The 23845-nt window shown below is 72.4% G+C and carries 27 protein-coding genes; 9 read left to right on the forward strand and 18 right to left on the reverse strand.

Annotation, left to right across the window (positions count from 1 at the left end; genetic code table 11):
* Positions 1 to 2 precede the first annotated feature (2 nt).
* Entirely contained in the window at positions 3 to 1298 is a 1296-nt protein-coding gene (locus FHX44_RS02155) for a M50 family metallopeptidase (RefSeq protein WP_147253907.1), read from the reverse strand.
* The gene (gene dxr, locus FHX44_RS02160) at positions 1295 to 2470 is read right to left on the reverse strand and encodes a 1-deoxy-D-xylulose-5-phosphate reductoisomerase (protein ID WP_147253908.1); all 1176 of its coding nucleotides are present in this window, start codon (positions 2468 to 2470) and stop codon (positions 1295 to 1297) included. The genes FHX44_RS02155 and dxr overlap by 4 nt, the downstream gene beginning before the upstream one ends.
* A gap of 69 nt (positions 2471 to 2539) precedes the next feature.
* Here dxr and FHX44_RS02165 point away from each other — a divergent pair, with 69 nt between their 5' ends.
* Together FHX44_RS02165 and ligD are read left to right on the forward strand one after the other, a co-directional pair.
* Positions 2540 to 2806, forward strand: a complete 267-nt coding sequence (locus FHX44_RS02165) for a DUF2631 domain-containing protein (RefSeq protein ID WP_246170161.1) — start codon at positions 2540 to 2542, stop codon at positions 2804 to 2806.
* Between the two features lie 7 nt (positions 2807 to 2813).
* A complete protein-coding gene (gene ligD, locus FHX44_RS02170; RefSeq protein WP_147253910.1) occupies positions 2814 to 3782 on the forward strand; it encodes a non-homologous end-joining DNA ligase in 969 nt (322 codons plus the stop codon).
* 16 nt (positions 3783 to 3798) lie between these two features.
* On the opposite strand, the gene mug is transcribed toward ligD, so the two are convergent.
* The 3 genes from mug to FHX44_RS02185 all read right to left on the reverse strand — a co-directional run bounded on the left by mug (position 3799) and on the right by FHX44_RS02185 (position 6069).
* A complete protein-coding gene (gene mug, locus FHX44_RS02175) occupies positions 3799 to 4371 on the reverse strand; it encodes a G/U mismatch-specific DNA glycosylase (protein WP_246170162.1) in 573 nt (190 codons plus the stop codon).
* A gap of 344 nt (positions 4372 to 4715) precedes the next feature.
* Positions 4716 to 5549, reverse strand: a complete 834-nt coding sequence (locus FHX44_RS02180; protein WP_147253912.1) for a DMT family transporter — start codon at positions 5547 to 5549, stop codon at positions 4716 to 4718.
* A complete protein-coding gene (locus tag FHX44_RS02185; RefSeq protein WP_147253913.1) occupies positions 5542 to 6069 on the reverse strand; it encodes a MarR family winged helix-turn-helix transcriptional regulator in 528 nt (175 codons plus the stop codon). The genes FHX44_RS02180 and FHX44_RS02185 overlap by 8 nt, the downstream gene beginning before the upstream one ends.
* Positions 6070 to 6119: 50 nt before the next feature.
* Between FHX44_RS02185 and FHX44_RS02190 the strand changes: the two genes are divergently transcribed.
* A complete protein-coding gene (locus tag FHX44_RS02190; protein WP_147253914.1) occupies positions 6120 to 7187 on the forward strand; it encodes an ATP-dependent DNA ligase in 1068 nt (355 codons plus the stop codon).
* Here the strand turns inward: FHX44_RS02190 and FHX44_RS02195 are convergent.
* Positions 7180 to 8076: an SDR family oxidoreductase gene (locus FHX44_RS02195; protein WP_147253915.1), complete on the reverse strand. Its 897-nt coding sequence runs from the start codon at positions 8074 to 8076 to the stop codon at positions 7180 to 7182. The genes FHX44_RS02190 and FHX44_RS02195 overlap by 8 nt on opposite strands.
* 249 nt (positions 8077 to 8325) lie before the next feature.
* Here FHX44_RS02195 and FHX44_RS02200 point away from each other — a divergent pair, with 249 nt between their 5' ends.
* Positions 8326 to 8607, forward strand: coding sequence for a hypothetical protein (locus FHX44_RS02200; protein ID WP_246170163.1), 282 nt, complete (start codon positions 8326 to 8328; stop codon positions 8605 to 8607).
* Positions 8608 to 8702: 95 nt separating this feature from the next.
* On the forward strand, positions 8703 to 9041 hold the full coding sequence (locus FHX44_RS02205) for a MarR family winged helix-turn-helix transcriptional regulator (protein WP_246170164.1): 339 nt from the start codon (positions 8703 to 8705) through the stop codon (positions 9039 to 9041).
* 27 nt (positions 9042 to 9068) lie between these two features.
* On the opposite strand, the gene rlmN is transcribed toward FHX44_RS02205, so the two are convergent.
* The 5 genes from rlmN to FHX44_RS02230 all read right to left on the reverse strand — a co-directional run bounded on the left by rlmN (position 9069) and on the right by FHX44_RS02230 (position 13479).
* A complete protein-coding gene (gene rlmN, locus FHX44_RS02210; protein WP_147253918.1) occupies positions 9069 to 10175 on the reverse strand; it encodes a dual-specificity RNA methyltransferase RlmN in 1107 nt (368 codons plus the stop codon).
* 22 nt (positions 10176 to 10197) lie between these two features.
* On the reverse strand, positions 10198 to 10644 hold the full coding sequence (locus tag FHX44_RS02215; protein ID WP_147253919.1) for a DUF4440 domain-containing protein: 447 nt from the start codon (positions 10642 to 10644) through the stop codon (positions 10198 to 10200).
* 24 nt (positions 10645 to 10668) lie between these two features.
* Entirely contained in the window at positions 10669 to 11787 is a 1119-nt protein-coding gene (locus tag FHX44_RS02220) for a hypothetical protein (protein ID WP_147253920.1), read from the reverse strand.
* A 76-nt stretch (positions 11788 to 11863) separates the two neighbouring features.
* Positions 11864 to 12394, reverse strand: a complete 531-nt coding sequence (locus FHX44_RS02225; protein ID WP_147253921.1) for a hypothetical protein — start codon at positions 12392 to 12394, stop codon at positions 11864 to 11866.
* A gap of 194 nt (positions 12395 to 12588) precedes the next feature.
* Entirely contained in the window at positions 12589 to 13479 is an 891-nt protein-coding gene (locus tag FHX44_RS02230) for a helix-turn-helix transcriptional regulator (protein ID WP_147253922.1), read from the reverse strand.
* Positions 13480 to 13614: 135 nt separating this feature from the next.
* Here FHX44_RS02230 and FHX44_RS02235 point away from each other — a divergent pair, with 135 nt between their 5' ends.
* The gene (locus FHX44_RS02235) at positions 13615 to 14556 is read left to right on the forward strand and encodes an alpha/beta hydrolase (RefSeq protein WP_147253923.1); all 942 of its coding nucleotides are present in this window, start codon (positions 13615 to 13617) and stop codon (positions 14554 to 14556) included.
* 22 nt (positions 14557 to 14578) lie between these two features.
* Here FHX44_RS02235 and FHX44_RS43025 read toward each other — a convergent pair whose 3' ends face one another.
* The 3 genes from FHX44_RS43025 to FHX44_RS02245 all read right to left on the reverse strand — a co-directional run bounded on the left by FHX44_RS43025 (position 14579) and on the right by FHX44_RS02245 (position 17984).
* Positions 14579 to 14956 (reverse strand): helix-turn-helix transcriptional regulator, encoded by a 378-nt coding sequence (locus FHX44_RS43025; RefSeq protein WP_246170165.1) that lies wholly within the window; start codon positions 14954 to 14956, stop codon positions 14579 to 14581.
* A gap of 172 nt (positions 14957 to 15128) precedes the next feature.
* Positions 15129 to 17300, reverse strand: a complete 2172-nt coding sequence (locus tag FHX44_RS02240) for an ATP-binding protein (RefSeq protein ID WP_246170166.1) — start codon at positions 17298 to 17300, stop codon at positions 15129 to 15131.
* A gap of 78 nt (positions 17301 to 17378) precedes the next feature.
* Positions 17379 to 17984: a VOC family protein gene (locus FHX44_RS02245; RefSeq protein WP_147253924.1), complete on the reverse strand. Its 606-nt coding sequence runs from the start codon at positions 17982 to 17984 to the stop codon at positions 17379 to 17381.
* Positions 17985 to 18338: 354 nt separating this feature from the next.
* On the opposite strand from FHX44_RS02245, the gene FHX44_RS02250 reads away from it, so the two are divergent.
* The 3 genes from FHX44_RS02250 (at position 18339) to FHX44_RS02260 (ending at position 20770) form a co-directional block, all read left to right on the forward strand.
* A complete protein-coding gene (locus FHX44_RS02250) occupies positions 18339 to 18872 on the forward strand; it encodes a DUF308 domain-containing protein (protein ID WP_147253925.1) in 534 nt (177 codons plus the stop codon).
* Positions 18873 to 18909: 37 nt separating this feature from the next.
* Positions 18910 to 19734 (forward strand): alpha/beta hydrolase, encoded by an 825-nt coding sequence (locus FHX44_RS02255; protein WP_170308740.1) that lies wholly within the window; start codon positions 18910 to 18912, stop codon positions 19732 to 19734.
* Positions 19735 to 19804: 70 nt separating this feature from the next.
* Positions 19805 to 20770, forward strand: coding sequence for an alpha/beta hydrolase (locus tag FHX44_RS02260; protein WP_147253927.1), 966 nt, complete (start codon positions 19805 to 19807; stop codon positions 20768 to 20770).
* Between the two features lie 109 nt (positions 20771 to 20879).
* Here FHX44_RS02260 and FHX44_RS02265 read toward each other — a convergent pair whose 3' ends face one another.
* Genes FHX44_RS02265 through pyrH form a run of 4 tightly spaced genes read right to left on the reverse strand, consistent with a single transcriptional unit; the run spans position 20880 to position 23825 of the window.
* Positions 20880 to 21569, reverse strand: a complete 690-nt coding sequence (locus tag FHX44_RS02265; protein ID WP_147260870.1) for a class I SAM-dependent methyltransferase — start codon at positions 21567 to 21569, stop codon at positions 20880 to 20882.
* A 50-nt stretch (positions 21570 to 21619) separates the two neighbouring features.
* The gene (locus FHX44_RS02270; protein WP_147260871.1) at positions 21620 to 22450 is read right to left on the reverse strand and encodes a phosphatidate cytidylyltransferase; all 831 of its coding nucleotides are present in this window, start codon (positions 22448 to 22450) and stop codon (positions 21620 to 21622) included.
* 32 nt (positions 22451 to 22482) lie between these two features.
* On the reverse strand, positions 22483 to 23040 hold the full coding sequence (gene frr / locus FHX44_RS02275) for a ribosome recycling factor (RefSeq protein WP_147253928.1): 558 nt from the start codon (positions 23038 to 23040) through the stop codon (positions 22483 to 22485).
* A complete protein-coding gene (gene pyrH / locus FHX44_RS02280; protein WP_147253929.1) occupies positions 23037 to 23825 on the reverse strand; it encodes a UMP kinase in 789 nt (262 codons plus the stop codon). The genes frr and pyrH overlap by 4 nt, the downstream gene beginning before the upstream one ends.
* Positions 23826 to 23845: the final 20 nt, after the last annotated feature.

The raw sequence follows: 23845 nt of genomic DNA on the forward strand, positions 1-23845 counted from the left end.
GGTCAGAACGGCAACTGGATCGGGTTGACCACGTCGGCAACCAGCAGGATCGCGCTCCACCCGATGAACAGCAGCGCCACCACGTAGGCGATCGGCAGGAGCTTGGCCGCGTCCACCGGCCCCGGGTCGGGCTTGCCACGCAGCCGTGCGATGCGCTTCTTCACGGCCTCCCACACCGCCGGGAAGATCTGCCCGCCGTCGAGCGGAGGCAGCGGCAGCATGTTGAACAGGAACAGCGAGATGTTCACCAGTGCCAGCAGGTTGAGCAGGAACAGCACCTGCTGGGTCGCGGTGAACGCCTCGGAGGCCAGGAACTCACCGCCGATCCGGGATACACCCACGATGCCGACCGGCCCGTCCTGGTCGCGTTCGGCGCCGAGGAACGCCGAGCCGAACAGGTTGGGCAGCCGCTCGGGCAGGTTGATGATCGCCTGCGCGGTCCGGGCGATGACGTCACCGACCGCCACGACCACCGCCGCCGGCCCCTGCCGCGCAATGGTCGGCACCGGTGTGACGCCGAGGAAGCTCACTTCCACCACACGCTCGGGATCGTCCAGATCCTGGGCTTCGGTGCGGATCAGAGTGGGGGTGAGGTCCAGTCGCTCACCACCGCGCTCCACCGTGATGGTCACGGTGCCGGACGCGGCCCGAATGGCGTCCTGCAAGGAGCGCCAGTCGTTCTCGGCCACCGGCGCGCCGTTGAAGGCGACGATCTCGTCGCCCGGTCGGAGGCCGGCTGCAGCGGCCGGGCTCGGCGGCGCGTCCGCCGGGCACTGGTCGGTCTGCGGTGCCGTGGCGGGCAGGACGCACTGACTGACCGTCGAGATGGTGGTGCTGCTCGTCGGGACGCCGATCCCCATGATCGCGATCGCGAACAGGACGACGGCGAGGATCAGGTTCTGGAACGGCCCCGCCGCCATCACGATGATCCGCTTCCAGGGCGCGCGGGTGTAGAACTGCCGGTGCGCGTCCTCGGGCTTGACGTCCATGGCCGACTGCTGCCGGGCGTCGTCGATGAGGCCCTGGAACGGGCCGGTGCGGCGGCTGCGGCCCAGCGTCTGCCCCTTCGCGGGTGGCAGCATGCCGATCATCCGGACGTACCCGCCGAGCGGGATCAGCTTGACGCCGAACTCCGTCTCGCCGACCTTGCGCGACCAGATCGTCTTGCCGAACCCGACGAAGAACTCGGGCACCTTGATGCCGAACTTCCGCGCGGCGAGGTAGTGGCCGAGCTCGTGCCAGGCCACCGAGATCATGATCCCGACGAAGAGAAGCAGGATCCCGAGCACGAACATCATGAGAGCGATGCCTTCTTCCCCGACGCGGCGAGCTCACCCGCGCGCGCCCGCGCCCAGTCCTCCGCCGCCAGCACGTCCGCCACGGTAGCGGGATCCGCGGTCCAGCCGTCGGCCGCGTCGAGCACGCGCTCCAGCAGGTCGCAGATCCCCAGGAACGGCAGCGCGCCGGCCACGAACGCGGCCACGGCCGTCTCGTTCGCCGCGTTGAGCACCGCGGGGACGCATCCACCTGCTGTGCCGGCGGCGCGGGCCAGCCGGACGCCCGGGAGCGCGTCGTCGTCGAGCGGCTCGAACGTCCAGCTCTGCGCGGTGTCCCAGCGGCAGGGCCGGGCCGCTCCGGCGAGCCGGTCGGGCCACCCCAGTGCCAGCGCGATGGGGAGCTTCATGTCGGGCGGGCTGGCCTGTGCGAGCGTCGAGCCGTCGATGAAGGTCACCATCGAGTGCACGATCGACTGCGGGTGGACAACCACGTCGATCCGCTCGTACGGCACCCCGAACAGCAGGTGTGCCTCGATGAGCTCGAGCCCCTTGTTGATCAGATTGGCCGAGTTGATCGTGATGACGGGGCCCATGTCCCACGTCGGGTGCGCGAGCGCCTCCGCCACCGTGACGTCCGCGAGCTCGGCCCGGCGGCGCCCGCGGAACGGGCCGCCGGACGCCGTGAGCACCAGCCGCTCCACCTCGTCCGCCCGTCCCCCGCGAAGGCACTGCGCCAGCGCGGAGTGCTCGGAGTCGACCGGCACGATCTGCCCCGGCGCGGCCGCGCCCGTGACCAGCGGTCCCCCCGCCACCAGCGACTCCTTGTTCGCGAGAGCGAGCGTGGCGCCGGACGCGAGGGCGGCGAGCGTCGGCCCGAGCCCGACCGAGCCGGTGATGCCGTTGAGCACGGTGTCGGCGCCCGCGGTTGCGGTGAGCTCGGTGGCTGCCTCTGGCCCGGTCATCACCTCGACCCCCGGCAGCCGCTCTCGCAGCTCCGCGGCCTTGCCGGGGTCCGACACGGCGAGCCGGGGCACGCGGTGCTCCCGAACCTGCCGCACCAGGAGGTCGGTGTCACGGCCGCCTGCCGCGAGACCCGCGACCGTGAACCGGTCGGGGTGTGCGGCGACGACGTCGAGTGCCTGCGTGCCGACGGAACCGGTGGAACCCAGCACGAGGACGGAGCGAGTGGACATCACCGTCCATCATCCCCGTCGCCGTGTTGTGCGACGATGAGGCCCACAACGTCCGATCAGGAGGATTCGGTGGCGCGGAACACCCGTGAGCTGGCGCAGCGACCCGCGGTCGACCCCGCGGAGGAGCCCTCGGCCGAGTGGGGCTGGCACGGCGGTTTCCCGCGCGGGATGGTGGTCGGCGGCTGGGTCAGCGTCTTCATCCTGATCGTCATGAACTTCAGCAACAACAACCTCACCAACAACACCGCGAACGTCTGGCTCATCGGCCTCGCGGTCGTCATGGCGATCGGGCTCGTGATGCACTCGGTGCGCAAGCGCACGTCCTGGCGGCGCTGAGGCTCTTATGGTGGGGTCCGCCATCGAGCTGGAGGTCGGCGACCGCGTCGTCCGGATCTCCAACCCCGACCGGGTGTACTTCCCGGCCCGCGGGGAGACCAAGCTCGACCTGGCGAACTACTACCTCTCCGTCTCCGACGGCATCGTGCGCGCGCTGCGCGACCGGCCGTGCATGCTGCACCGCTTCCCCACCGGCGTCACCGGCGAGAAGGTGCACCAGAAGCGGCTGCCCAAGGGCGCGCCCGACTGGGTGCAGACCGTGCGGATCCACTTCCCGCGCTGGAACCGCACCGCCGACGAGCTGTGCGTGCAGCACCCCGCCGACGTGGTGTGGGCGGTGCAGATGTCCACCGTCGAGTTCCACCCGTGGAACTCCCGCCGGTTCGACACCGAGAAGCCCGACGAGTGGCGCATCGACCTCGACCCGATGCCGGAGGCGAGCTACGCCGACGTCCGCCGGGTCGCGCACGTCGCACACGAGGTGCTCGACGAGCTGGGCGCCACCGGGTGGCCGAAGACGTCGGGCGGCAAGGGCATGCACGTGTACGTGCGGATCCCGCCCGACCACGGGTTCGCCGACGTCCGGCGTGCCGCGCACGCGTTCGCCCGTGAGGTCGCCCGCCGCTGCGACCTCGTCGACCTGACGTGGTGGCGCAAGGACCGCGACCCCAAGTCGATCTTCGTCGACTACAACCAGAACACCCGCGACCACACCATCCGCTGCGCCTACTCCGTGCGCGGGGTGCCCGAGGCGGTGGTCTCCACCCCGATCCGCTGGGGCGAGGTCGACGACGCCGACCCGCGCGACTTCACCATCGCCACCGTCCCGCGTCGCTTCGCGGAGCTCGGCGACCTGCACGCCGGCATCGACGACGCCGTCTTCCTCATCGACGAGCTCCTCGAGTGGGCCGACCGCGACGCCCGCGAGGGCGAGGCCCCGCCCGACGACGAGGACGCACAGGACCTCGACGCGTGACTCGACTCGCGCGCACTCACGGCGCGACTCGCGGACGGGGCGAGGCCTCCCGCAGCCGCGTGTACTCCGCGATCATCGCCGGGAGCTGCCAGTGGGCGTTCAGCCCGCTCGGGTTCGGCAGCACCCACACGCCGGTGTCGCCGAGCTGCTCCTCCTGCGGCCCGACGGACGCGCGGGGCTTGCCGAACGCCACGCGATAGGCCGTCACCCCCACCACCGCGAGCCACCGGGGCCGCCACTCGGCCACGAGCGCCCGCAGCCGTGCACCGCCTGCCACCAGCTCGGCAGGGGTGAGCTCGTCGGCCCGGGCCGTGGCCCGCGGGGCCATGTTGGTGATGCCCAGCCCCAGCGCGCGCAGCTCCCCCTGCTCGGCGGGGAGCAGTGGCCGGGGCGTGAAGCCTGCACCGTGAAGGGCCGGCCAGAACCGGTTGCCCGGCCGCGCGAAGTGGTGCCCGGTCGCGGCCGACACGAGCCCGGGGTTGATGCCGCAGAAGAGCACCCGGAGCGGCGGGTCGCCCGGGCCGGGCAGCACGTCCTCGATGGTGCGGGCACGTGCCGCCTCCAGCTCGGCGCGGGTGAAGCGGGGCACGTCGCGATGATCGCACGCGACGCGTGTCCGCCCGCCACACACTGCGTGCCGAAACGTCGGACTCACCGTGCCGAAACGTCGGACTCGCCGTCGACTGCGCCACGTCAACCCAGCGAGTCCAGCATCTCGGCGCGGCGAGTCCAGCATCTCGGCACGGCGAGTCGGGCATCTCGGCACGGCGAGTCCGACATCCCAACACGGCGAGTCCGACATCCCAACACGGCGAGTCCGACATCCCAACACGGCGAGTCCGACATCCCAACACGGCGAGTCCGACATCCCAACACGGCGTCGGGCATCTCGACACGGCGAGTCGGGCCTTTCGACGCCGCGAGTCGGGCAGGTCATCCGGCGAGCGCGATCATGCCGACGGCTGCCCCCGCCAGGCCGAGCCCCGCGGTCTGCGTCCCGGTGAGCCGCTCCCGCAGCACGGTGAGCCCGAGCAGCACCGGCACCACCGGATACAGCGCCGAGAGCACGACGGCGACCGAGAGCAGCTGCTCGCGGGTGGCGAACGTGTAGCAGGCGATCGCGAGGGTGCCGACGGCCCCGCTGCAGACGCACCCCATGGCGAGCCGCCGCGGCATCCGCACCGGGGCGCGGGCGGCCAGCACCACCGGCACCGTGACGGCGACCGACGCGATCCGGCTAGCAACGAGTGGCCAGAGCCCGGCAGCCGGGTCCACCGGCACGAGCGCCACGAACTGCAGAGCGAACCCGAGCCCGGAGAACAGGCCGTCGGCGCTGCCGGCCGCCGACGCGCGCTCGCGCCCCGCACCAGTGATGAGCCAGAGCGCGGGTGCGGCGGCGGCGATCCCCAGCCAGCACAGCGCCGATGGCCGCTCACCCAGCAGGAGCACACCGACCAGCACCGGCACGACGACGCCCGCGACGTCGCTCAACGGGACGACGACCGAGAGCTGCCCGACGCCCATCCCGCGGAACAGGAACGCGACGCCGATGCCCGTGCCGATCCCGGACAGCGCGCCCCAACCGAGCGCCCCGGCCGTCACCGACGTGGCCGGCACCAGCAGGGCCGCGATCAGGATCAGCGCCGTGCCGCCGAGCTGTGCGACGAGCGCCACGGCGGCGCTGTGCACGCGGCGGGCGAGCAGGGCGCTGACGAAGTCCGTGATCCCGAAACACAGCGCCGCGCCGAGGGCGAGCGCCTCACCCATCGGCGGCATCCCGCTCGGCCTGCCCCACCGGGCAGATCGCGCCCGACTCGGTGCAACAGGGCCGGTCGCACAGCCGGCAGAGCCGCTCCGAGCTGCCGACCTCGGCATAGAGCGCGCGCAGCAGCCGCTCCAGCACGCCGGTCAGAGCCTCCTGGTCGGCAGGCGAGAGCGTGCCGACAAGGGTGATGAGCCGCTCACCCCGCACGTCCAGCAGGTCCGCAGCGGCCGCCCGGCCCGCGTCCGTCGGGTGGACCGCCACCCACTTGCCCAGTGTCGGGCGCCGCTCGACGAGCCCCCGCGCCTCGAGCGCGTCGACCATCCGCGCGGCCGCCGACTGCGTCAGGCCGACCCGCCTGCCGAGCTCCGTGACGCTGATCCCGGGATCGGCGTTCAGGACGACGAGGGCCGCCGCTCCACTGCCACTGACGCCTGCGGCCGCGGTGGCCCCGCCGAGCGTGAGATCCGTGACGGCCAGCGCGGTGGCGCCGAGCAGGTTCGCTGTCCTCCTCGTGTCATGCATGACTCATGCATACCCTTTACGCCAACAGGTTATGCGGCAGACTGACGTCCGTGAAGCTCCCGGTCATGCCGCCCGTCGCGCCGATGCTGGCCAAGCCGATCGGCGACATCCCCGCCGGTCAGATGTACGAGCCGAAGTGGGACGGGTTCCGCTCGATCATCTTCCGCGACGGCGACGAGGTGGAGATCGGCAGCCGCAACGAGCGGCCGATGACCCGCTACTTCCCCGAGGTCGTCGCGGCCATCAAGGCGAACTTCCCCGAGCGGGCCGTGGTCGACGGCGAGATCGTGGTGGCCGACACCTCCCGCAACACCCTCGACTTCGACGCCCTCCAGCAGCGCATCCACCCCGCCGCGAGCCGCGTCAACCTCCTCGCCGAGCAGACCCCGGCGAGCTTCATCGCGTTCGACCTGCTCGCCCTCGGCGACGACGACCTCACCGAGCGACCGTTCGCCGAGCGCCGCGCACTGTTGGAGCAGGCGTTCGCCAACGCGGGCCCACCGATCCACCTCACACCCGTCACGCGGGACCTGGACGTCGCGCGGAAGTGGTTCGAGCAGTTCGAGGGCGCCGGGCTCGACGGGCTCATCGCGAAGAAGCTGGATCTGCCCTACCAGCCCGACAAGCGCGTGATGAGCAAGATCAAGCACGAGCGCACGGCCGACTGCGTGGTAGCCGGGTACCGGGTGCACAAGTCCGGCCCGGACGCGCTCGGCTCGCTCCTGCTGGGCCTCTACGACGACCGCGGCGTGCTCAACTCGATCGGCGTGGTCGGGGCGTTCCCGATGGCCACCCGCCGCGCGCTGTTCACCGAGCTGCAGCCGCTCGTCACCACGTTCGAGGACCACCCGTGGAACTGGGCGGCCCACGAGCAGGGCGAGCGCACGCCGCGCAAGAACGAGACCAGCCGCTGGAACGCGGGCAAGGACCTGTCCTTCGTGCCGCTGCGCCCGGAGCGCGTGGTCGAGGTCCGCTACGACTACATGGAGGGCGACCGGTTCCGCCACACCGCGCAGTTCGTGCGCTGGCGCCCGGACCGCGAGCCGGAGTCGTGCACCTACGAGCAGTTGGAGCGGCCGGTCAAGTTCGACCTGGCCGACGTGCTCGACATCAGGTGATCGGTGATCCGCCCGTCACCCCGACGACCTCGGACGTGATGTAGCTCGACTCCTGCGAGGCGAGGAAGACGTAGATCGGCGCGAGCTCGGCGGGCTGAGCCGCCCGGCCCAGCGGCGACTGCTTCCCGAACGACCCCACCTTCTCCTCGGACATCGTGGCCGGGATCAGCGGCGTCCAGACCGGCCCGGGCGCCACGGAGTTGGCCCGGATGCCCTTCTCCGTGAGGTTGTTGCCGAGCGCCTTCGTGAAGTTGACGATGCCGGCCTTGGACGTGGCGTAGTCCAGCAGGTGCGGCGACGGGTTGAAGGCCTGCACGGAGGAGGTCGTGATGATGCTGGAGCCCTCGGGCATGTGCGGGATCGCGGCCTTGCACAGCCAGAACATCGCGTAGAGGTTCGTCTTCATCACCCGGTCGAACTGCTCGGTGGTGATCGCCTCGATGCCCTCGTCCTGCGACATCTGGTACGCCGCGTTGCTCACCAGCACGTCGATCCGGCCGAACTCCTGCGCGGCGCGCTCGATGACGGCATGGCACTGCGCCTCCTCGCGGATGTCGCCGGGCACCGTCACCGCGGTGCGCCCTGCCTCCTCCACGAGCCGCACCGTCTCCTGCGCGTCCTTCTCCTCCGACTCCAGGTAGGAGATCAGCACGTCCGCTCCCTCGCGCGCGAACGCAAGGGCCACGGCGCGACCGATGCCGGAGTCGCCGCCGGTGATGACCGTCTTCTTGTCCTGCAGGCGCGCCGTGCCGCGGTAGGTCTCCTCGCCGTGGTCGGGTCGCACGTCCAGCTCGTCGGTGCGACCCGGGTACGGCACAGTCTGCTCGCCGCTGCCCGGCGCGGCGTGCTGCTCGCCCGGGTCCTGCTGGGTGAACTGGTCCTGACCCACCGATCATCTCCGTTCTGGCTTGGAATGGCACCTCGGCGTTCCCCCGGCGCGAGCGGCCTAACCGGCTGCTACGTGTTGCGGGGCGGAAGGTTGTCGACAGCCCTGCGCAGGGGTACCGATCTATGCGAATCGCATACAGTTGCCTGCGTGGAGTCGAGCCTTGAAGCAGCGATCAACGAGTGGCACGCGAGCGTCAACGACGGAGACCTGCAGCGGTCTGCGAGAGCCGTCGGTGATCCGATCGTTGTCATGGGACCGAAGGGCGCCGGCCCTATCACGCCTGCCCAGTTCTCGGAGTGGGTGGAGCGTTCGGGGATCAAGCTGGTCCCCCGGTCGTGGCACCCGATCAGTGAACGACTGATGGTGGTCGAGGAGGATGCCACCTGGCCCGGGAGCAAAGACGGCTACACGCGGGTGGCGACGGTCTTCCGTGCCTCTGGCGGGAAGGTGACCGCTGCCCTGCGGCTGCCGGACCTCGAGTCCGCTCTCGAGCTGGCCTACATCTGCCGCGAGATGGCGGCATCCGAGTGACCGGCCAAGGCCCGGGCCAGGTCCTGTTCCGCTTCGTACGGCACTGGTCACGGCGCCCCGCGACGGGGGACTCCCGCGGTGAACAGGGGCGACTCGTGCTGGTCAGCGAGGCTGTCTACGCCCTCGGCCAGCGCGGAGTCCCTGCAACGGTCAACGCGATCGCGCACGAGATCGGGATCGACCAGAGCGGAGCCTCACGGTTGATCAAGAGCGCCACAGCGGCCGGCTACGTGGTCATGGCCGCATCCGCGGCCGACGGCCGACTGCGCGAAGCATCGCTCACCCTCGCAGGCCGGACCATGCTGGACCAGGCGCATCGCTGGCAGGAGGAGATCTTCGACCAACTGACCACGGGGTGGAGCGAGAAGAAGCGCCGCGACTTCCAGCAGGCGATGACCGATCTCATGGACCGGTCCTACGCGATGGAGGCATGAGCCACCCCCCGCGCCGCCCTCATACGTCTAGGCCTCGGAGGCCGCCAGCTGCCCGCATGCGGCGGCGATCTCCCGGCCACGGGTGTCGCGCACGGTGCACGCGATGCCTGCGGCCTGTACGCGCGCCACGAACTCGTCCTGCACCCGCCGCGGCGAGGCGTCCCACTTGCTGCCCGGCGTGGGGTTGAGCGGGATGAGGTTGACGTGGACGCGCGACTGCCCGACCCGCTGGCGCAGCAGCTTCCCGAGCAGGTCGGCGCGCCACGGGTGATCGTTGACATCCCGGATCAGCGCGTACTCGATCGACACCCGACGTCCGGTGGTCTGCGCGTAGCGGCGGGCCGCATCGAGCACCTCCGCCACCTTCCAGCGGTTGTTGACGGGCACGAGCGTGTCGCGCAGCTCGTCGTCGGGGGTGTGCAGCGACACGGCGAGCGTGACGGGGATCCCCTCGCCGGCGAGCTTGTCGATCGCCGGCACCAGGCCCACCGTGGACACGGTGACGCCGCGCGCGGAGATCCCGAGCCCGTCCGGCGACGGGGCCGTGATGCGGCGGACGGCCGCGACCACACGCTTGTAGTTGGCGAGCGGCTCGCCCATCCCCATGAACACGACGTTGGACAGCCGTGTCGGCGTGCCCAGAGCGCCGTCGCGGGCCGCGGCGGCGGCCTGCCGCACCTGCTCGACGATCTCGCCCGTGGAGAGGTTGCGCTGCAGCCCGCCCTGGCCCGTGGCGCAGAAGGGGCACGCCATCCCGCAGCCAGCCTGGCTGGAGACACACACGGTGGCGCGATCCGGGTAGCCCATGAGCACCGACTCGGCGCGGGTGCCGTCGTGGCCTTTCCAGAGCGTCTTGCGGGTGGCCCCGTCGTCGCAGGCCTGCTCGAGCACCGGCGTGACCAGCGGCGGCAGCAGCCCGCGCAACGCGTCGCGGGCGGCAGCGGGCAGGTCGCTCATCGCGTCGACGTCCGCGGTGAACCGGCCGAAGTAGTGGCGGGCGAGCTGGTCGGCGCGGAACCCCGGCAGACCGAGGTCGCCGACCGCGGCCCGGCGATCGGCCGGGTCGAGGTCGGCGAGGTGCCGCGGGGGCTGGGCGCGCCGGGGCGCCTCGAAGACGAGGGGGAGGGCAGTCATGACCCCTCGATTGTGCCAGCGTCTACGAGAACTCCTTCAGCATGTCGCCCCAGCCGCCCTGGATCATGCTGGTGAACCGCCACGCACCCGCCGACTTCACCATCACGTCGGCATAGCGCAGGTGCCGGACCTGCTCGCCGACCCTCACCGTGGAGTCGGTGACCACCACCGCGAGGTCCCGGTTCAGGAAGGTCGGTCGCCGGTGGTTCTCCATCCTGAGGTCACCCATGTCCCCCTGCATGGCGGCGCCCATCGCCCGCACGAACGCCTGCCGGTCCCAGACCTGGGTCACCCCGTCTCCGGCCGAGTCGTTCGTGACGACGGTGATCGGGAAGTGCGCGGTGTCGGCCATCGCCTCGACGTCCTTGGCGACAGCGAGGGCGTCGTACTCGGCGAACCACGCGAGCAGGTCCGCGGTGTCCTGCTCGGTGGGATCGAAGCCGGCGTCGGCGATGGGCGACTGGGACAAGGGGGCCTCCGACGTTCGGTGGATTCAACTTTGAATACTACCCCGCCTGCGCAGCGCGTACCCGAGCACCGCGATCCCGAGTGCCGGTCCCCACACGATGAACGGGAAGACGACGAGGCCCCATAGATCGCCCGATGCGACGGCCATGATCGTCATCGGCGCGGCCGCCACCGTGAACAGCGCGGCCACCACACCCCCGGGCACGACGGCCGCGGCCAGGGGCACGGGCCGCCCGCGCACCACCGGCATCCAGCGCGGCCAGACCTCACCCCACCGCGCCACCAGCCCGGTGGTGAGCACCGCGCCCGCCAGCGCGGCGAGGCCGAGGAGCAGGCCGTGCAGCCGAAGCTCCGGCATGGCCACGAACGTGGCGGGGTCCATGCCGTAGGGCCACGGGGTGAGCCAGGTCAGCCGCAGCAGGCCGTACGGCAGCGCGCACACCACCGCGACGATCACCGCCGCCTTCCCCCACCGCGCCGCCGCCTCCGGGCGCATCCAGGCGGGCGGCGACCCGGCGGTCCGGCCACGCAGCGCCGTGCGGGCGCCGAGCACGCCCCACACCAGCCCGCCGGCCAGGAAGAACGTCATGATCAGCAGCGGGACGGCGAGCGGGAGCGCCGTGGCCATGACGGTGGCGTAGCGCCGGAACACATCGCCGTCGGCGATGCCGGTAACCCATGCCAGGGCTCCCACCAGCACGAACACCGCGACCGCCACCGGGCCGCCGCGCCAGCGCCACGCGCCCGCGAGCACCGTGGCGAACAGCACGATCGGCCCGAACATCGCCATCAGGTAGCCGGCGAGGGTCAGCGGGCGGAAGCCCGGCACCGCGAACCCGAACACGAGCACCCACCCGACCGCGGTGGGCAGCACGAACCCCGAAGCGCGGCCCGTACGGGCGAGCAGGGCCACCACGAACCCGACGCCGCCGGCCACCACCAGCGCCGGCGGCACCGCCGCCGGGGGCACGACGTCGAGCAGCGTCCCGGCCGGGTCGTCGGGATCGGGCGTGAACGGGTAGTGCGCGGGCCGCAACCACCACCACAGCCCGAGCACGACCGTGACGGCCGACCACGTCGCCGCGACGATCGGCATGTTCGACGTGCGGGTGCGCGGCCCGGCGGCCGCGGAGGCGATGTCCATGCCCGGAACGATCCGCCGATCACCCGCCCGTCCCCTCCCGGCGCGGGGGGAACCTGCTCCCCCGCCGGAGGGACCACTAACGGCGGGCGCGGTAGCGGGCCTCGGACAGCAGACCCGTGCGGTGCGCACTCGTCAGCCAGAACAGCCCGCCCGCGACGAGCCCGACCACGCCCTGCGGGTACAGCGCACCCGCCGAGCTGAGCGCGAGCAGCGCCCCGGCCGCGCCGAGCACCATCAGCGCGCCCCCCAGAGCGAGCAGCGACCTCTCGTCCAACTGCGAGGACAGCATCAGGGCCGCGACGCCGACGACGGCCGCGGCGACCGGCACGGCGAGCTCACCCCACGACAGGTTTCCGAGCACCGTGGCGGCGACAGCCACCAGCGCCACGGTGATGCCGAGCAGCCGCAGGAACCGGCCCCGCCCGCCGCGCGGCAGCGGCTCACCCGCCCCGTGCCGGCTCCGCAGGGCCATCACCAGCACACCCGTGAGGCCGATCCCGGCGGCCAGCACGACCGTGCCGACCCCGGCGTCGAGCGCCGCCGCACCGACCGTCCACCACGCCGCGCCGACGATCGGCTCCAGGTAGGGCACCCGAGTCCCACGCATGCCGCCACGGTAGCGAGAACGGTCCGGGCGGTGCGGGGGCGGGCCAGGAAGCGGACTGACGGGCTCTGGCCGTAGCGAGGGCGTCCAGGTAGCCGCGTCGGGAATCCGACGACGCGCGTCCGTCCACCCCTTTGTCCACGGCCCTGGTGACCACGTCCGGCCGCGCCGATCTCCGTCCTCGGGCGACCACGCGGTCACCGGCCTCGGTCGTCTTCGGCCGTGGTGGCGATGCGTGGGTCCCGATCATCGTCGGTCCAGGACGTCAAGATCTGCAGGGCGTCGTGGGCAGCTGTTCCGGGCTCGGCGGTGACGACCATCAGCCGTTGGCCGCTGCCGTCGGGGCTGCTCCACACGTCGCAGTCGAGGGTGAGGTCGCCGACGAGCGGGTGACGGTAGTGCTTGGTGCCGTAGCCGGCACTGTTGACGTGGTGCTCGGCCCACCAGGTCCGGAAGTCGGGATCCTGCACCGAGAGCTCGCCGACGAGTTGGGCGAGCTCGGGGTCGTCGGGGTCGGCCGCGGCCTGCATGCGCAGCGCTGCGACGGCGTCACGGGCGTCGTGCTGCCATTCGAGGTGCATCCCGCGCACGGCGGGGTCGGTGAAGAGCAGACGCACGTAGTTGCGCCGACCTGCGGGGATTGCCGCGAAGTCGGTGTAGAGCGCCGCCGCCGCGCGGTTCCAGGCGAGCACGTCCATCCGCTTGCCGAGGACGACTGCGGGGGTCCCGGTGAGCTGGTCGAGCAGCCGGCGCATGGCCGGCCGGACCTTCTGGACGGCGCGGCGGCGGCGCGGTCGGGCGTCCGTCCTGCCTGCGATCTCGTAGAGGTAGGTCTGCTGGTCCTCGTCCAGTCGCAGCGCGCGGGCCAGCGTGGCCAGCGCCGACGCGGATGCCCGGACCCGGCCCTGTTCGAGGCGGGTGTAGTAGTCGACGCTGATCGCCGCCAGCTGCGCCACCTCCTCCCGGCGCAGCCCCGTGACCTTGCGGTGGCGGTCCGTGTCGGGCAGGCCCACCGAGGGCGGGGTCAGCTGGGCTCGACGGGCCTTGAGGAAGGCGCCGAGCTCGCCCGGATCAGGGGACGTGGTCACACGACCATTCTGTGCAGCCGCTGCGGCCGGTGGGAGGGAAGGATCCTTCCCCGGCAGGAACCCGCCGCTTGTGAGCACGTGCGAGCCGAGTGAGCGTTGAGGGAGCACCCGAGAGGACGAGAACGGAGAACCCCTGTGGCGAAGATCGACGTCACCTTCGACAGCGCCGGCATCACCCTCGCCGGTCACCTCCATCTCCCCGACACCCCGGCCGACGGGCCGCGGCCGGCGATCGTCGTCGGCCACCCCGGCACCGGGGTGAAGGAGCAGGCCGCCGGACTCTACGCCGGCAAGCTCGCCGAGCAGGGCTTCGTGACCCTCGCCATCGACGCCGCGTACCAGGGCGAGAGCGGTGGCGAACCGCGCGGTCTGGAGGACCCGGCCCACCGCGTCGAGGACCTCAAGGCCGCCGTGTCCTTCCTGACCACCCGCAGCGAGGCGGACCCGGACCGGATCGGCGCGCTCGGCATCTGCGCCTCCGGCGGCTACGTCCTCGCCGCCGCCGGCAGCGACCACCGCATCAAGGCGGTGGGCACCGTCAGCGCCGTGGACATCGCCCGCCAGTTCCGCCTCGGCGCCGACGGGACCCAGGACCCGGCCGTGTTCGATGGGATGCTCGACGCGGCCGCCGCGGCCCGAACCGCGCAGGCGCGCGGAGAGGACCCGCAGAACCTGACCCTGTTCCCGGAGACCGTCGAGCAGGCCCGCGCCCTCGGCGGTCAGCACGGCGTCGACGGATTCGAGTACTACCGCACGCCTCGTGCCCAGCACCCGGGCTCGGCGCAGTTCTTCACCTGGGCCAGCATCGACCGCATCGCGATCTTCGACGCCTTCGTCGCGGTGCCCCTGATCGGACAGCGCCCGCTGCTCATGGTCGTCGGCGATCGGGCCGTGACCTCGTGGATGAGCGTCGAGGCGTTCCAGAGGGCGATCGGCCCGAAGGAGATCCACTGGATCGAGGGCGCCAGTCACGTCGACCTCTACGACAAGCCCGAGTACGTGGGCCCCGCCGTCGAGAAGCTCACCGAGTTCTACGGGAAGAACCTCGCGGACGTCGAGAGACTGCCCGGTTCTTGAGGTGTGCGAACCGCAGGTGGGTTCACCGGTCGCGCAGCGCTGCCGCCAGCTCTCGACGGGATCCGATGGCCAGTTTGGTGAAGACCTTGCGCAGGTGCCATTCGACGGTGCGCGGGCTGAGGTACAGCGCCGCACCGATCTCCGGGTTGGTCTGCCCCGCCACGGCGAGGCGCGCGATCTGCGCCTCCTGCGGGGTGAGCTCGTCGGACACGCCGACGGCCCGCCTGCGGACGGTCTCGCCGGTGGCGGCGAGCTCCCGGCCGGCCCGCTCGGCGAAGGCCTCGGCGCCCATCGTGGCGAACGACTCGTGCGCGGTGCGCAGCTGGGCGCGGGCCTCCGCGCGCCGGTTCTCCCGGCGCAGCCACTCACCGTAGAGCAGGTGGGCCCGCGCCGACGGCACTGCCAGCCGGCCTGCGGCGAGCCGCTCGACCGCCTCGCGGTACCGCCCCTCGGCCTTCCCCGCGGGTCCTGCGAGCGCGTCGGCGAGGGCCTGGACGCCCAGTGCCCAGTCCGTGCCTGCGGCGGCGGTCCGCTCCGCGAGGCGCTCGCGCGCCTCGGCGGCGACCCCGGGCTCACCCGCGCGTGGCCGCCTCGACCAGCTCGCCGAGCGCCCAGCCGGACACCCCGAGGTCGTCGTACGCGACCGTCCGGCGCGCCGCCGCCAGGGCGGCCGGATAGTGGCCGAGTCCGTTGGACAGCACTGCCGTGGCGTAGCCGGCCACCCCGACCAGCCGGCCTTCGCCTCGTGCCTCGGCGTCCCGGACGGTGGCGTCGATCAGCTCCGTGGCCGGCTGCTCCCGGCCGCGGTGAGCGGCCAGGACGAGCGCGGCGGTCGGAGGCACGGTCAGCCCGGTGGCCTGCCCGAGGACGGCGGCGTCGTGGAGCAGGTCCGACGCGTCGGCGAACCGGCCCGCGAGTACCAGGGTGCTCGCGCGGAAGACGAGCGCCGTGGGGAGCAACGAACGCGCGCCGGTGGCCCGGGCGTACCCGAGCGCCTGCTCGGCGAGCCGGTACCAGGTCGTGTGGTCCCACATCTCGTGCGCGACCGGCCCGGCCAGCCAGAGCAGTCCCAGGTCCTCGTCGCTGGTCAGCCCCTCCAGCGCCCGCCGCAGGTGCGGGACCGCGGGCGCGTACCCGTCCAGGCTCCACACCGTGAGGCCGGTCAGGAACAGGCCGGCCACCTCCTCGCCGGCGGGCATGGCCCGGGCGGCATCGGCCGCCCGGCGCAGGTCGCCGTCACCGAGCCGGCCCGCGTGCACGGCGGCACCGATCGCCGCGAGGTAGGCCTCCCGCGCCGCGGCCGGATCCAGCTCCTCCAGGCGGCGCGCGGCCGCGCGCAGGGGCGGACCGGCGGCCCGTCCGCGGTCGAGCGCGAACGTGACCTGGGCACGCAGCCGTTCCACCACGGCGCGCTGCAGCGGGTCGAGCGGACCGAGCTCGGCGGCCGCCAGCAACTCGGGCACCTGGGTGAGGGCACCGGCGGCGAACCGGGCGCGCGCGGCGGCCAGGGCGCGAGCGGCGCGCGTCTTCGGGTCCAGGGTCAGTTCGGCGGCGCGCTCGAGGAAGGACGCGGCCGCGGACCGGCCGCCGCGGGCGAGCGCACGGTCGGCCGAGCGCTCCAGCTCACCGGCGACGTCCTCGTCGGGCCCGACCGCCGCGTGCGCCCGGTGCCAGGCACGGCGGTCGGGATCCTGCTCCGGATCGGTGACCTCGGCGAGCGCGCGGTGCACCTTCCGCAGCTCGGCGGCCTCGGCGGACCGCCGGCAGGCCGAGCGCACCAACGGGTGGCGCAGCCGGACCCGGGCCGCGATCTCGATCAACCCCGCGGCCTGTGCCGGCCCGGCGGCGTCCGGTCCGATGCCCAGCCGCTCGAGCGCGCGCCACAACAGCGGCACGTCACCGACCGGTTCGACGGCGGCGGTGAGCAGCAGCATGCGGGTGTCCGCCGGAAGTGCGGCGATGCGCCGCTGGAAACCCTCCTCCACCCGGTTCACCAGCGGTGCCGCGCGCTGCGGGCCGAACCCGAATGCCAGCTCCTCGGGCGAGAGGCCACGCGGCAGCTCGAGCAGGGCGAGCGGGTTGCCCCGCGTCTCGGCGACGATGCGGTCGCGGACCCGGTCGTCGACCGGTCCGGGCAGCACCGAGTCGAGCAGGGCCCGCGCCTCTGCGGCGGGCAGCCCGTCTACGCGCAGCTCCGGCAGGCCGCCGAGGGCGTGCTCGCCCTCGGGGGTGCGCGCGGCGCAGACCAATGCGACCGACTCGGCGTCCAGCCGACGGGCGACGAAGGTGAGGATCACCTCCGACATCCGGTCCACCCACTGCACGTCGTCCACGATGCAGACCAGCGGCTGTTCCGACGCGGCCTCGGCGAACAGCCCGAGCACCGCGAGGCCGACGAGGAGCGCCTCGGGCGGGTCGCCGGAACCGAGCCCGAAAGCGGTGGCGAGTGCGTCCCGCTGCGGCCCGGGCAGCCGGTCCAGGTGGCGCAGCAGCGGCGCGCAGAGGTGCTGGAGCGCGGAGTAGGCGATCTCGGACTCCGGCTCCACGCCGGCCGCCCGGGTCACCCGGCCGGTCCGCACGTGCTCGGCCAGGTGGTCCAGCAGCGCGCTCTTGCCTGCGCCCGCCTCGCCGCGCAGCACGAGCACCCGGCTGTGCCCGGCGCGGACATCGCGCAGCAGGCTGTCGAGCGCCTCCCGCTCGCGCCGTCGGCCGCGCAGCGCCGGGCCCCCGGTGTTCCTCCGCACGTCGTCCCTCCCCGCGGGAGGGTATACGGAGCCGGGTTCCGGGCACCGCGCCTCACCGGCGAGACGGACCGTGCCCGGTCAGGACTCGAGCCCGGCCGCCCGGGCCATGTGCCGGGCGTACCAGGCAGGCCACTCCGGGTCCTCGTGCCCGATCTCCTTCTCGTACCGGCCGTGCGCGACGGCGGCGGTGCGCAGCGCCTGCTCCACCTCGGCCACGGAGCCGTAGACGACGTGACTGATGCGCCCCGGTCGCCGCGTGGTGACCTCCTGCAGCACGAAGCCGTTGCCGTCCGGGTCCTCGAAGGACAGGAACGAGCCGTATGACTGCCGGTCCGGGTGCGGACCGGAGACCCGGTCCTTCGTACCGGCGTGGTGGAACACTCCCCCGGCGTCGTGGAAGACCTCGCTCGCCTCGACACCGCACGCGACGAGCTGCTTGCCGGCCGCCACAATGTCGTCCACGACCAGGTGGATCCCCTGCGCCGAGCCCGGCGCGGCGTCGGTGACCCCGGCACCCACGATGATCGACGCCGCCGAGCCGGGCGGTGTGAGGTGCACGACCCGGAAGCCGTCCGCGCCGACGAAGTCGACGTCCTCCCGGAAACCGATCCTGGTGTAAAACTCCTTGGCCCGGTCCACGTCCGAGACCGGCAGCACGATGACCTCGACCTTGAACTCCACCATCGTCGGCTCCTCCCCTGTCCTCGGATGCCGTCGGAGCACCCGAGGACCACGATCGGGCGGCGGGCCCGGTCGTCGCCCCAGGGAGGATCCCTGGCCGGCACCCGGGCGTCAGATGCCCGGCGCGTCGAACAGGTGGAGCCAGATCTCGCTGCGCGTGGGAACGCCGGGACCGCGTGCCGCAGCCGCCGGTCCGGCCCCGATCACGACCACATCGAAGTTCCGCAGGGGGCGGTGCTCCGTCCGTCCGGGCGGACCAGGGACCGGGCCAGGGTGCCTGCCTGGGGCCATCGACCGGTCATCACGCCCAGAGTGATCGGCGTACCCGGAACCCTTGGAAGAAAGCTGGAATCGCGAATGCCCACGCTGCTTCGCATCTACCTGGTCCGCGGCATCGTCGCGATCGCCTGGGCCGCCGGCTTCGCGGCGGTCAGCGGCTCGCTCACCGCCGTCACCGTCGCCCTGCTGATCATCTACCCGCTGATCGACGTGGTGGCCTCGCTGCTCGACGCCCGCGAGGACCCGGGCCCCGCCCGCACGCTGCAGATCTTCAACACCACGCTCAGCGCCCTGGCGGCCGTCGCCCTCGGCGTGGCAGCGCTGCGCGGCATCGGGGCCGTCCTGTTCGCCTTCGGCGTCTGGGCGATCGTCTCCGGTATCGCCCAGTTCACCGTTGCCATCCGCCGCCGCACCGCGCTCGGCCGCCAGTGGCCGATGCTGATCGCCGGTGCGCTCTCGGTGATCGCCGGTGCGAGCTACCTGCCCGCGGCGCTCGGCGAGGCCCCTCGCCTCGACATGCTGGTCGTCTACACGGCGGCAGGCGGTGTCTTCTTCGTCCTGCAGGCCCTGACCCTGGCGTGGCGGCAGCGCCGGCAGACGGTCAATGTCTGATCGACGCCCTGATCCCATCGATGTGAACGAGATGACGATGAAGCGCAAGATCCTCTCGATGGCAGCCGCCGCGGCCGTGGCCGCTGCGCTGACCGCCTGTGGGACCCCCGGCGACCAGAGCACCCCCGCGCCCGTGTCTGCAGCTGGAGCGGCCGCCACCGGGCCGAAACCGACCATCGTCCTGCTGCACGGCGCCTTCGAGGACGCCTCCTCCTGGAACCAGGTGGTGAAGCGGCTCCAGGCCGAGAGCTACCCCGTGTTCGCCCCTGCGGTGCCGCTGCGCGGAGTCGCCGCCGACGTCAGCTCGGTCGAAGGCGCCATCGACGCGATCCCGGGGCCGAAGATCCTCGTCGCGCACTCCTATGGCGGCCTGCTGATCAGCGAGCTGGCGAGCAGGACCCCCGACGTCACCGCACTGGTCTTCGTGGCGGCATTCATCCCACAGGCCGGCGAGACGGCCGGGCAGCTGAACTCGCAGTTCCCCGGCTCCCTCATCGGGCCCGACACCACCCACGCGGTGAGCGGCCCGGACGGCCCCGGGCTGTACGTCAACACGGAGAGCTTCGCGCAGCTGTTCGCCGACGGCCTCCCGGCGCCCGACTCGGCGGTCTCCGCCGCCGGGCAACGACCGATCCTGGCCTCGGCCTTCGACGAGGAGATCACGAGCACCGCGCCGGCGAACATCCGCAAGTACGCGATCGTGGCCACCCGGGACAAGGCCATCTCCCCGGAGGCAGAGCGGTTCGAGGCACAGCGTGCCCACGCCGCCATCACCGAGGTCGAGTCCCCGCACGCAGTGCCCGCCGCGAACCCTCAGGCGGTGGTCGACGTGATCCACCAAGCCGCCGCCACCCAGGGCTGACCGACGGGGCGCGCCTTGCCTCGACACGGCCGCCACCGTCGGCTTCATCCACTCGACGAGGAGCTCAGTCATGGCCCGAACCCACCCCCCGTTCGACCGCGAGCTGGAAGCCGCACTCGAGGTCATCCACGAGGTGAACCCTCCGACGATCACGCCCGACCGCATCGGCGCGCTGCGGGCGATCGCCGACGGGTACCGGATCCCCGACGAGGACCTCGCGGACGTCGAGACCGCCGAGCACCTCGTACCCGGTCCTCCCGGCGCCCCCGACGTGCAGGTGCTGGTCCTGCGCCCCACCGGATCGGACCCGTCCGTCCCGCTCCCGGGGATGCTGCACCTCCACGGAGGCGGAATGGTCGCCGGGCACCGGATGGTCGGCCTCGATTGGGCTCTCGAGTGGATGCACGCCGTACCGATGATCGTCGCGTCGGTGGAGTACCGCCTCGCCCCCGAGCACCCCCACCCAGCGCCCATCGAGGACTGTTACGCGGCCCTCTGCTGGCTGGCGCACCAAGCGACCGAGCTGGGCGTCGATCCCGCCCGGCTGCTGGTCGCGGGCGGCAGCGCAGGCGGCGGCCTTGCTGCCGGGCTCGCGCTCCTCGCCCGCGACCGCGGGGGCCCGCCGCTCGCGGCCCAGCTGCTCATCTGCCCGATGATCGACGACCGCGCAGTCACGGGATCCAGCACGGAGCTCGACGGCGAAGGGATCTGGGACCGGACCTCGAACGCGACGGGCTGGGCCGCGCTCCTCGGCGACGACGCGGGTGGCCCGGATGTGTCCCCCTACGCCGCGCCCGCCCGCGCCGAATCGCTCGCGGGTCTCCCGCCCGCCTTCATCGACGCGGGCTCGGCCGAGACGTTCCGCGACGAGGCCGTCGAGTACGCGACGCGGCTGTGGCAGGCCGGCGGCCAGGCCGAGCTGCACATCTGGCCCGGCGGATTCCACGGCTTCGACTCGATGGTGCCGAGCGCTTCTCTCTCGCGCGACGCCAGGACTGCGCGGACGAACTGGCTTCGCCGGATGTTCGCCGGGTGATGCGTGCCGACTCCGCCGAACCGGGCCGTGTTCACCCTGGTCGGAGATCTGCGCTCAGAGGCGAACTGCGTCCATCATGGCCTGCGCGAAGGCTTCCGGGCGGGGAGCACTAGGGCCGCCGGATCGCCGCCTTGCGGCGCACGTGCAGCCGGTAACCGACGGGCAGCGCGAGGCCGGTGGTCGCGGCGACCGCCCGTTCCGCCACCGGCCGGGAGAACTCGATCCGCAGCACCGCCTCGAGGGTGTCGCGGTCCGGGAACCGCCAGGTGGTGAGGATGCGACGCATCGAGAACCCCTGGCGTTCGAAGAACTGCTCGACCAGGTCCGGGCGGTATCGGGGCAGGTCGGCGCGCATCCAGTCGCCGTACGGGGCGACGGTGGCGTCGAGGTCGACGATCGCGATCGCGCCACCGGGCCGCAGCACCCGCTGGGCCTCGGCCAGCCCGGGCTCGCAGCCGGGCCCGAAGAAGTACGCGGTGCGCGCGTGCACCAGATCGACGCTGCCGTCCGGGACCGGCAGCGCGGCCGCGCCCGCGCGGTGCACGGTGACCTGCGCCCCGACGCGCTCGCGCGCGCGTTCCACCAGCCCGGAGTGCGGCTCCACGCCCGTGACCGAGGCCGCCTCGGCGGCGAAGACCGGCAGGTGGAAGCCGTCGCCGCACCCCACGTCCAGCACGTCGGCACCGGCCCACGGCACGGCTTCGCGCAGCGCGGCCCAGATCGCGCCGTCGGCGTCCTGCGCGCGGTTCTCCCGCTCGTAGACGTCCGGCCACTTCCAGATGTTGGGGCTGGGAATCATGGCGCGGATCGCCGCATCCGGTGAGCCGCCGCCGAGGTGACGGATCACCCTCACGGGGCGACGATGCTGAGCAGCGCCCAGGCGACGACGGCGGTGGGCAGCAGGGAGTCCATCCGGTCCAGGAGGCCGCCGTGGCCCGGAAGCAGGTTGCCCATGTCCTTGATGCCGAGGTCGCGCTTCACCATCGACTCGATCAGGTCGCCCAGCGTGGCGCACGTGACGAGCAGCGCGCCGGTGAGCGCGCCCGCCCACCACGCCCCACCGAGCATGAAGTGCACACACAGTGCGCCCGCCGCCATGCCGGCGAGCTGCGACCCGGCGAAGCCCTCCCACGACTTCTTCGGGCTGATCGTCGGGGCCATGGGGTGTCGGCCGAGCAGCACCCCGGCTGCGTATCCGCCGACATCGGATGCGACGCCGCAGATCAGGAACGTGAGGACGCGGGCGAGCCCGTCGTCGGCGACGACCATCAGCACCGCGAACGAGCAGAAGAGCGGTACGTACGCGGCCGTGAACAGACCCGCCGTGACGTCGCGGACGTAGTGTGCCGAGCCGGCGCGCATCCGCCAGAGCATGACCGCGAGCGCGGTGACCGCGAACGCGACGGCGAGTCCCGGCAGCCGGAAGGGCCACGACAGCCAGACCATCGCCTGCCCGCCCGCGAGCAGGATCGGCAACGGCACGGCGATGTCGGCGCCACGGCGCAGCGCACCAGCCAGCTCCCAGGTGGCGACAGCGGTGGAGAGGGCGAGCACACCGATGAAGAAGTGCCGCTCGAGCAACAGAGACGCCAGGATGACGACGCCCATGCCGACACCGACGGTGATGGCCGCGACCAGATCGCGCCCGGCCCTGGACGGCCGGCGGGCCGGAGGCACCATCGCCGTGGTGTGTGGGGAGGAGGCGGTCACCGTCAGACTTCGAGCAGCTCGGCTTCCTTGTGCTTCACCAGGTCGTCGACCTGGTGGACGTACTTGTCGGTGGTGGCCTGCAGCTCCTTCTCCGCGCGCCCGACCTCGTCCTCACCCGCCTCGCCGTCGCGCGCGATGCGGTGCAGCTCCTCCATCGCCTTGCGGCGGATGTTGCGGATCGTGACGCGCGCGTCCTCTCCCTTGCCGCGCGCCACCTTCACCATCTCGCGACGGCGCTCCTCGGACAGCTGGGGGATCACCACCCGGATGATCTGCCCGTCGTTGCTCGGGTTGAGCCCGAGGTCGGAGTTGCGGATCGCGGTCTCGAGTGCCTTGAGCTGGCTGGCGTCATAGGGCTTGATGACCGCCATGCGGGCCTCGGGAACGTTGATCGAGGCCAGCTGGTTGATCGGGGTCATGGCACCGTAGTAGTCGACGGCCACCCGCGAGAACATGTTCGCGTTCGCCCGGCCGGTGCGCACGGAGGCGAGGTCGTCCTTCGCGACGGCGACGGCCTTCTCCATCTTCTCCTCGGCGTCGAAGAGCGTCTCGTCGATCACGGCGTGTCCCTGCCTTCCTGCCCGGATCCGTGGTGAAAGCCCTGGGTGCTGACCAGGGTGCCGATCCTCTCACCGCGCACCGCCCGGGCGATGTTCCCCTCGACGAGCAGGTTGAACACGATGATCGGCATCCGGTTGTCCATGCACAGGCTGAACGCGGTGGCATCAGCCACCTTGAGCCCCTGTTCGAGCACCTCGCGGTGGGTGATCTCGTCGTACAGCTTGGCGTCGGGGTCGAGCTTCGGATCGGCCGTGTAGACCCCGTCGACGCCCTTCGCGAGCAGCACGACCTCGGCCCCGATCTCCAGCGCGCGCTGTGCACCCGCGGTGTCGGTGGAGAAGTACGGCATGCCGACGCCCGCGCCGAAGATCACGACGCGGCCCTTCTCGAGGTGTCGGATCGCGCGGCGCGGGATGTAGGCCTCCGCCACCTGGCCCATCGTGATGGCGGTCTGGACGCGGGTCTCGATCCCGTGCTCGCGCTCGAGGAAGTCCTGCAGCGCGAGGCAGTTCATGACGGTGCCGAGCATGCCGATGTAGTCGGCACGAGCGCGGTCCATGCCGCGCTGCTGCAGCTCCTCCCCGCGGAAGAAGTTGCCGCCACCGATCACCACCGCCACCTGGGCGCCCGTGGTGACGACTTCTGCGATCTGGCGCGCGACGGTCTCGACCACCCCCGGATCGACCCCGACGGACCCGCCGCCGAACATCTCGCCGCCGAGCTTGAGCAGCACGCGGCGATATCCGGCACTCGGGCCGTCGGAGCCGTTCCGTGGAGTGGTCATCGCGTCGTCGCCTTCGTCCG

Origin of the sequence: Pseudonocardia hierapolitana, from assembly GCF_007994075.1 — a bacterium.
GTDB lineage: Bacteria > Actinomycetota > Actinomycetes > Mycobacteriales > Pseudonocardiaceae > Pseudonocardia > Pseudonocardia hierapolitana.

What these genes read in the sequence shown, in the direction of transcription:
- FHX44_RS02265 (WP_147260870.1), bottom strand. Translation starts at nt 21,569, where the DNA reads ATGATTCCCAGCCCCAACATCTGGAAGTGGCCGGACGTCTACGAGCGG.
- ligD (WP_147253910.1), top strand. Translation starts at nt 2,814, where the DNA reads ATGGTGGGGTCCGCCATCGAGCTGGAGGTCGGCGACCGCGTCGTCCGG.
- FHX44_RS02270 (WP_147260871.1), bottom strand. Translation starts at nt 22,450, where the DNA reads ATGGTGCCTCCGGCCCGCCGGCCGTCCAGGGCCGGGCGCGATCTGGTC.
- FHX44_RS02155 (WP_147253907.1), bottom strand. Translation starts at nt 1,298, where the DNA reads ATGATGTTCGTGCTCGGGATCCTGCTTCTCTTCGTCGGGATCATGATC.
- FHX44_RS02255 (WP_170308740.1), top strand. Translation starts at nt 18,910, where the DNA reads ATGAAGCGCAAGATCCTCTCGATGGCAGCCGCCGCGGCCGTGGCCGCT.
- rlmN (WP_147253918.1), bottom strand. Translation starts at nt 10,175, where the DNA reads ATGACTGCCCTCCCCCTCGTCTTCGAGGCGCCCCGGCGCGCCCAGCCC.
- FHX44_RS02200 (WP_246170163.1), top strand. Translation starts at nt 8,326, where the DNA reads ATGGGACCGAAGGGCGCCGGCCCTATCACGCCTGCCCAGTTCTCGGAG.
- FHX44_RS02260 (WP_147253927.1), top strand. Translation starts at nt 19,805, where the DNA reads ATGGCCCGAACCCACCCCCCGTTCGACCGCGAGCTGGAAGCCGCACTC.
- FHX44_RS02180 (WP_147253912.1), bottom strand. Translation starts at nt 5,549, where the DNA reads ATGGGTGAGGCGCTCGCCCTCGGCGCGGCGCTGTGTTTCGGGATCACG.
- FHX44_RS02225 (WP_147253921.1), bottom strand. Translation starts at nt 12,394, where the DNA reads ATGCGTGGGACTCGGGTGCCCTACCTGGAGCCGATCGTCGGCGCGGCG.
- FHX44_RS02185 (WP_147253913.1), bottom strand. Translation starts at nt 6,069, where the DNA reads ATGCATGACACGAGGAGGACAGCGAACCTGCTCGGCGCCACCGCGCTG.
- FHX44_RS02245 (WP_147253924.1), bottom strand. Translation starts at nt 17,984, where the DNA reads ATGGTGGAGTTCAAGGTCGAGGTCATCGTGCTGCCGGTCTCGGACGTG.
- FHX44_RS02250 (WP_147253925.1), top strand. Translation starts at nt 18,339, where the DNA reads ATGCCCACGCTGCTTCGCATCTACCTGGTCCGCGGCATCGTCGCGATC.
- dxr (WP_147253908.1), bottom strand. Translation starts at nt 2,470, where the DNA reads ATGTCCACTCGCTCCGTCCTCGTGCTGGGTTCCACCGGTTCCGTCGGC.
- FHX44_RS02220 (WP_147253920.1), bottom strand. Translation starts at nt 11,787, where the DNA reads ATGGACATCGCCTCCGCGGCCGCCGGGCCGCGCACCCGCACGTCGAAC.
- pyrH (WP_147253929.1), bottom strand. Translation starts at nt 23,825, where the DNA reads ATGACCACTCCACGGAACGGCTCCGACGGCCCGAGTGCCGGATATCGC.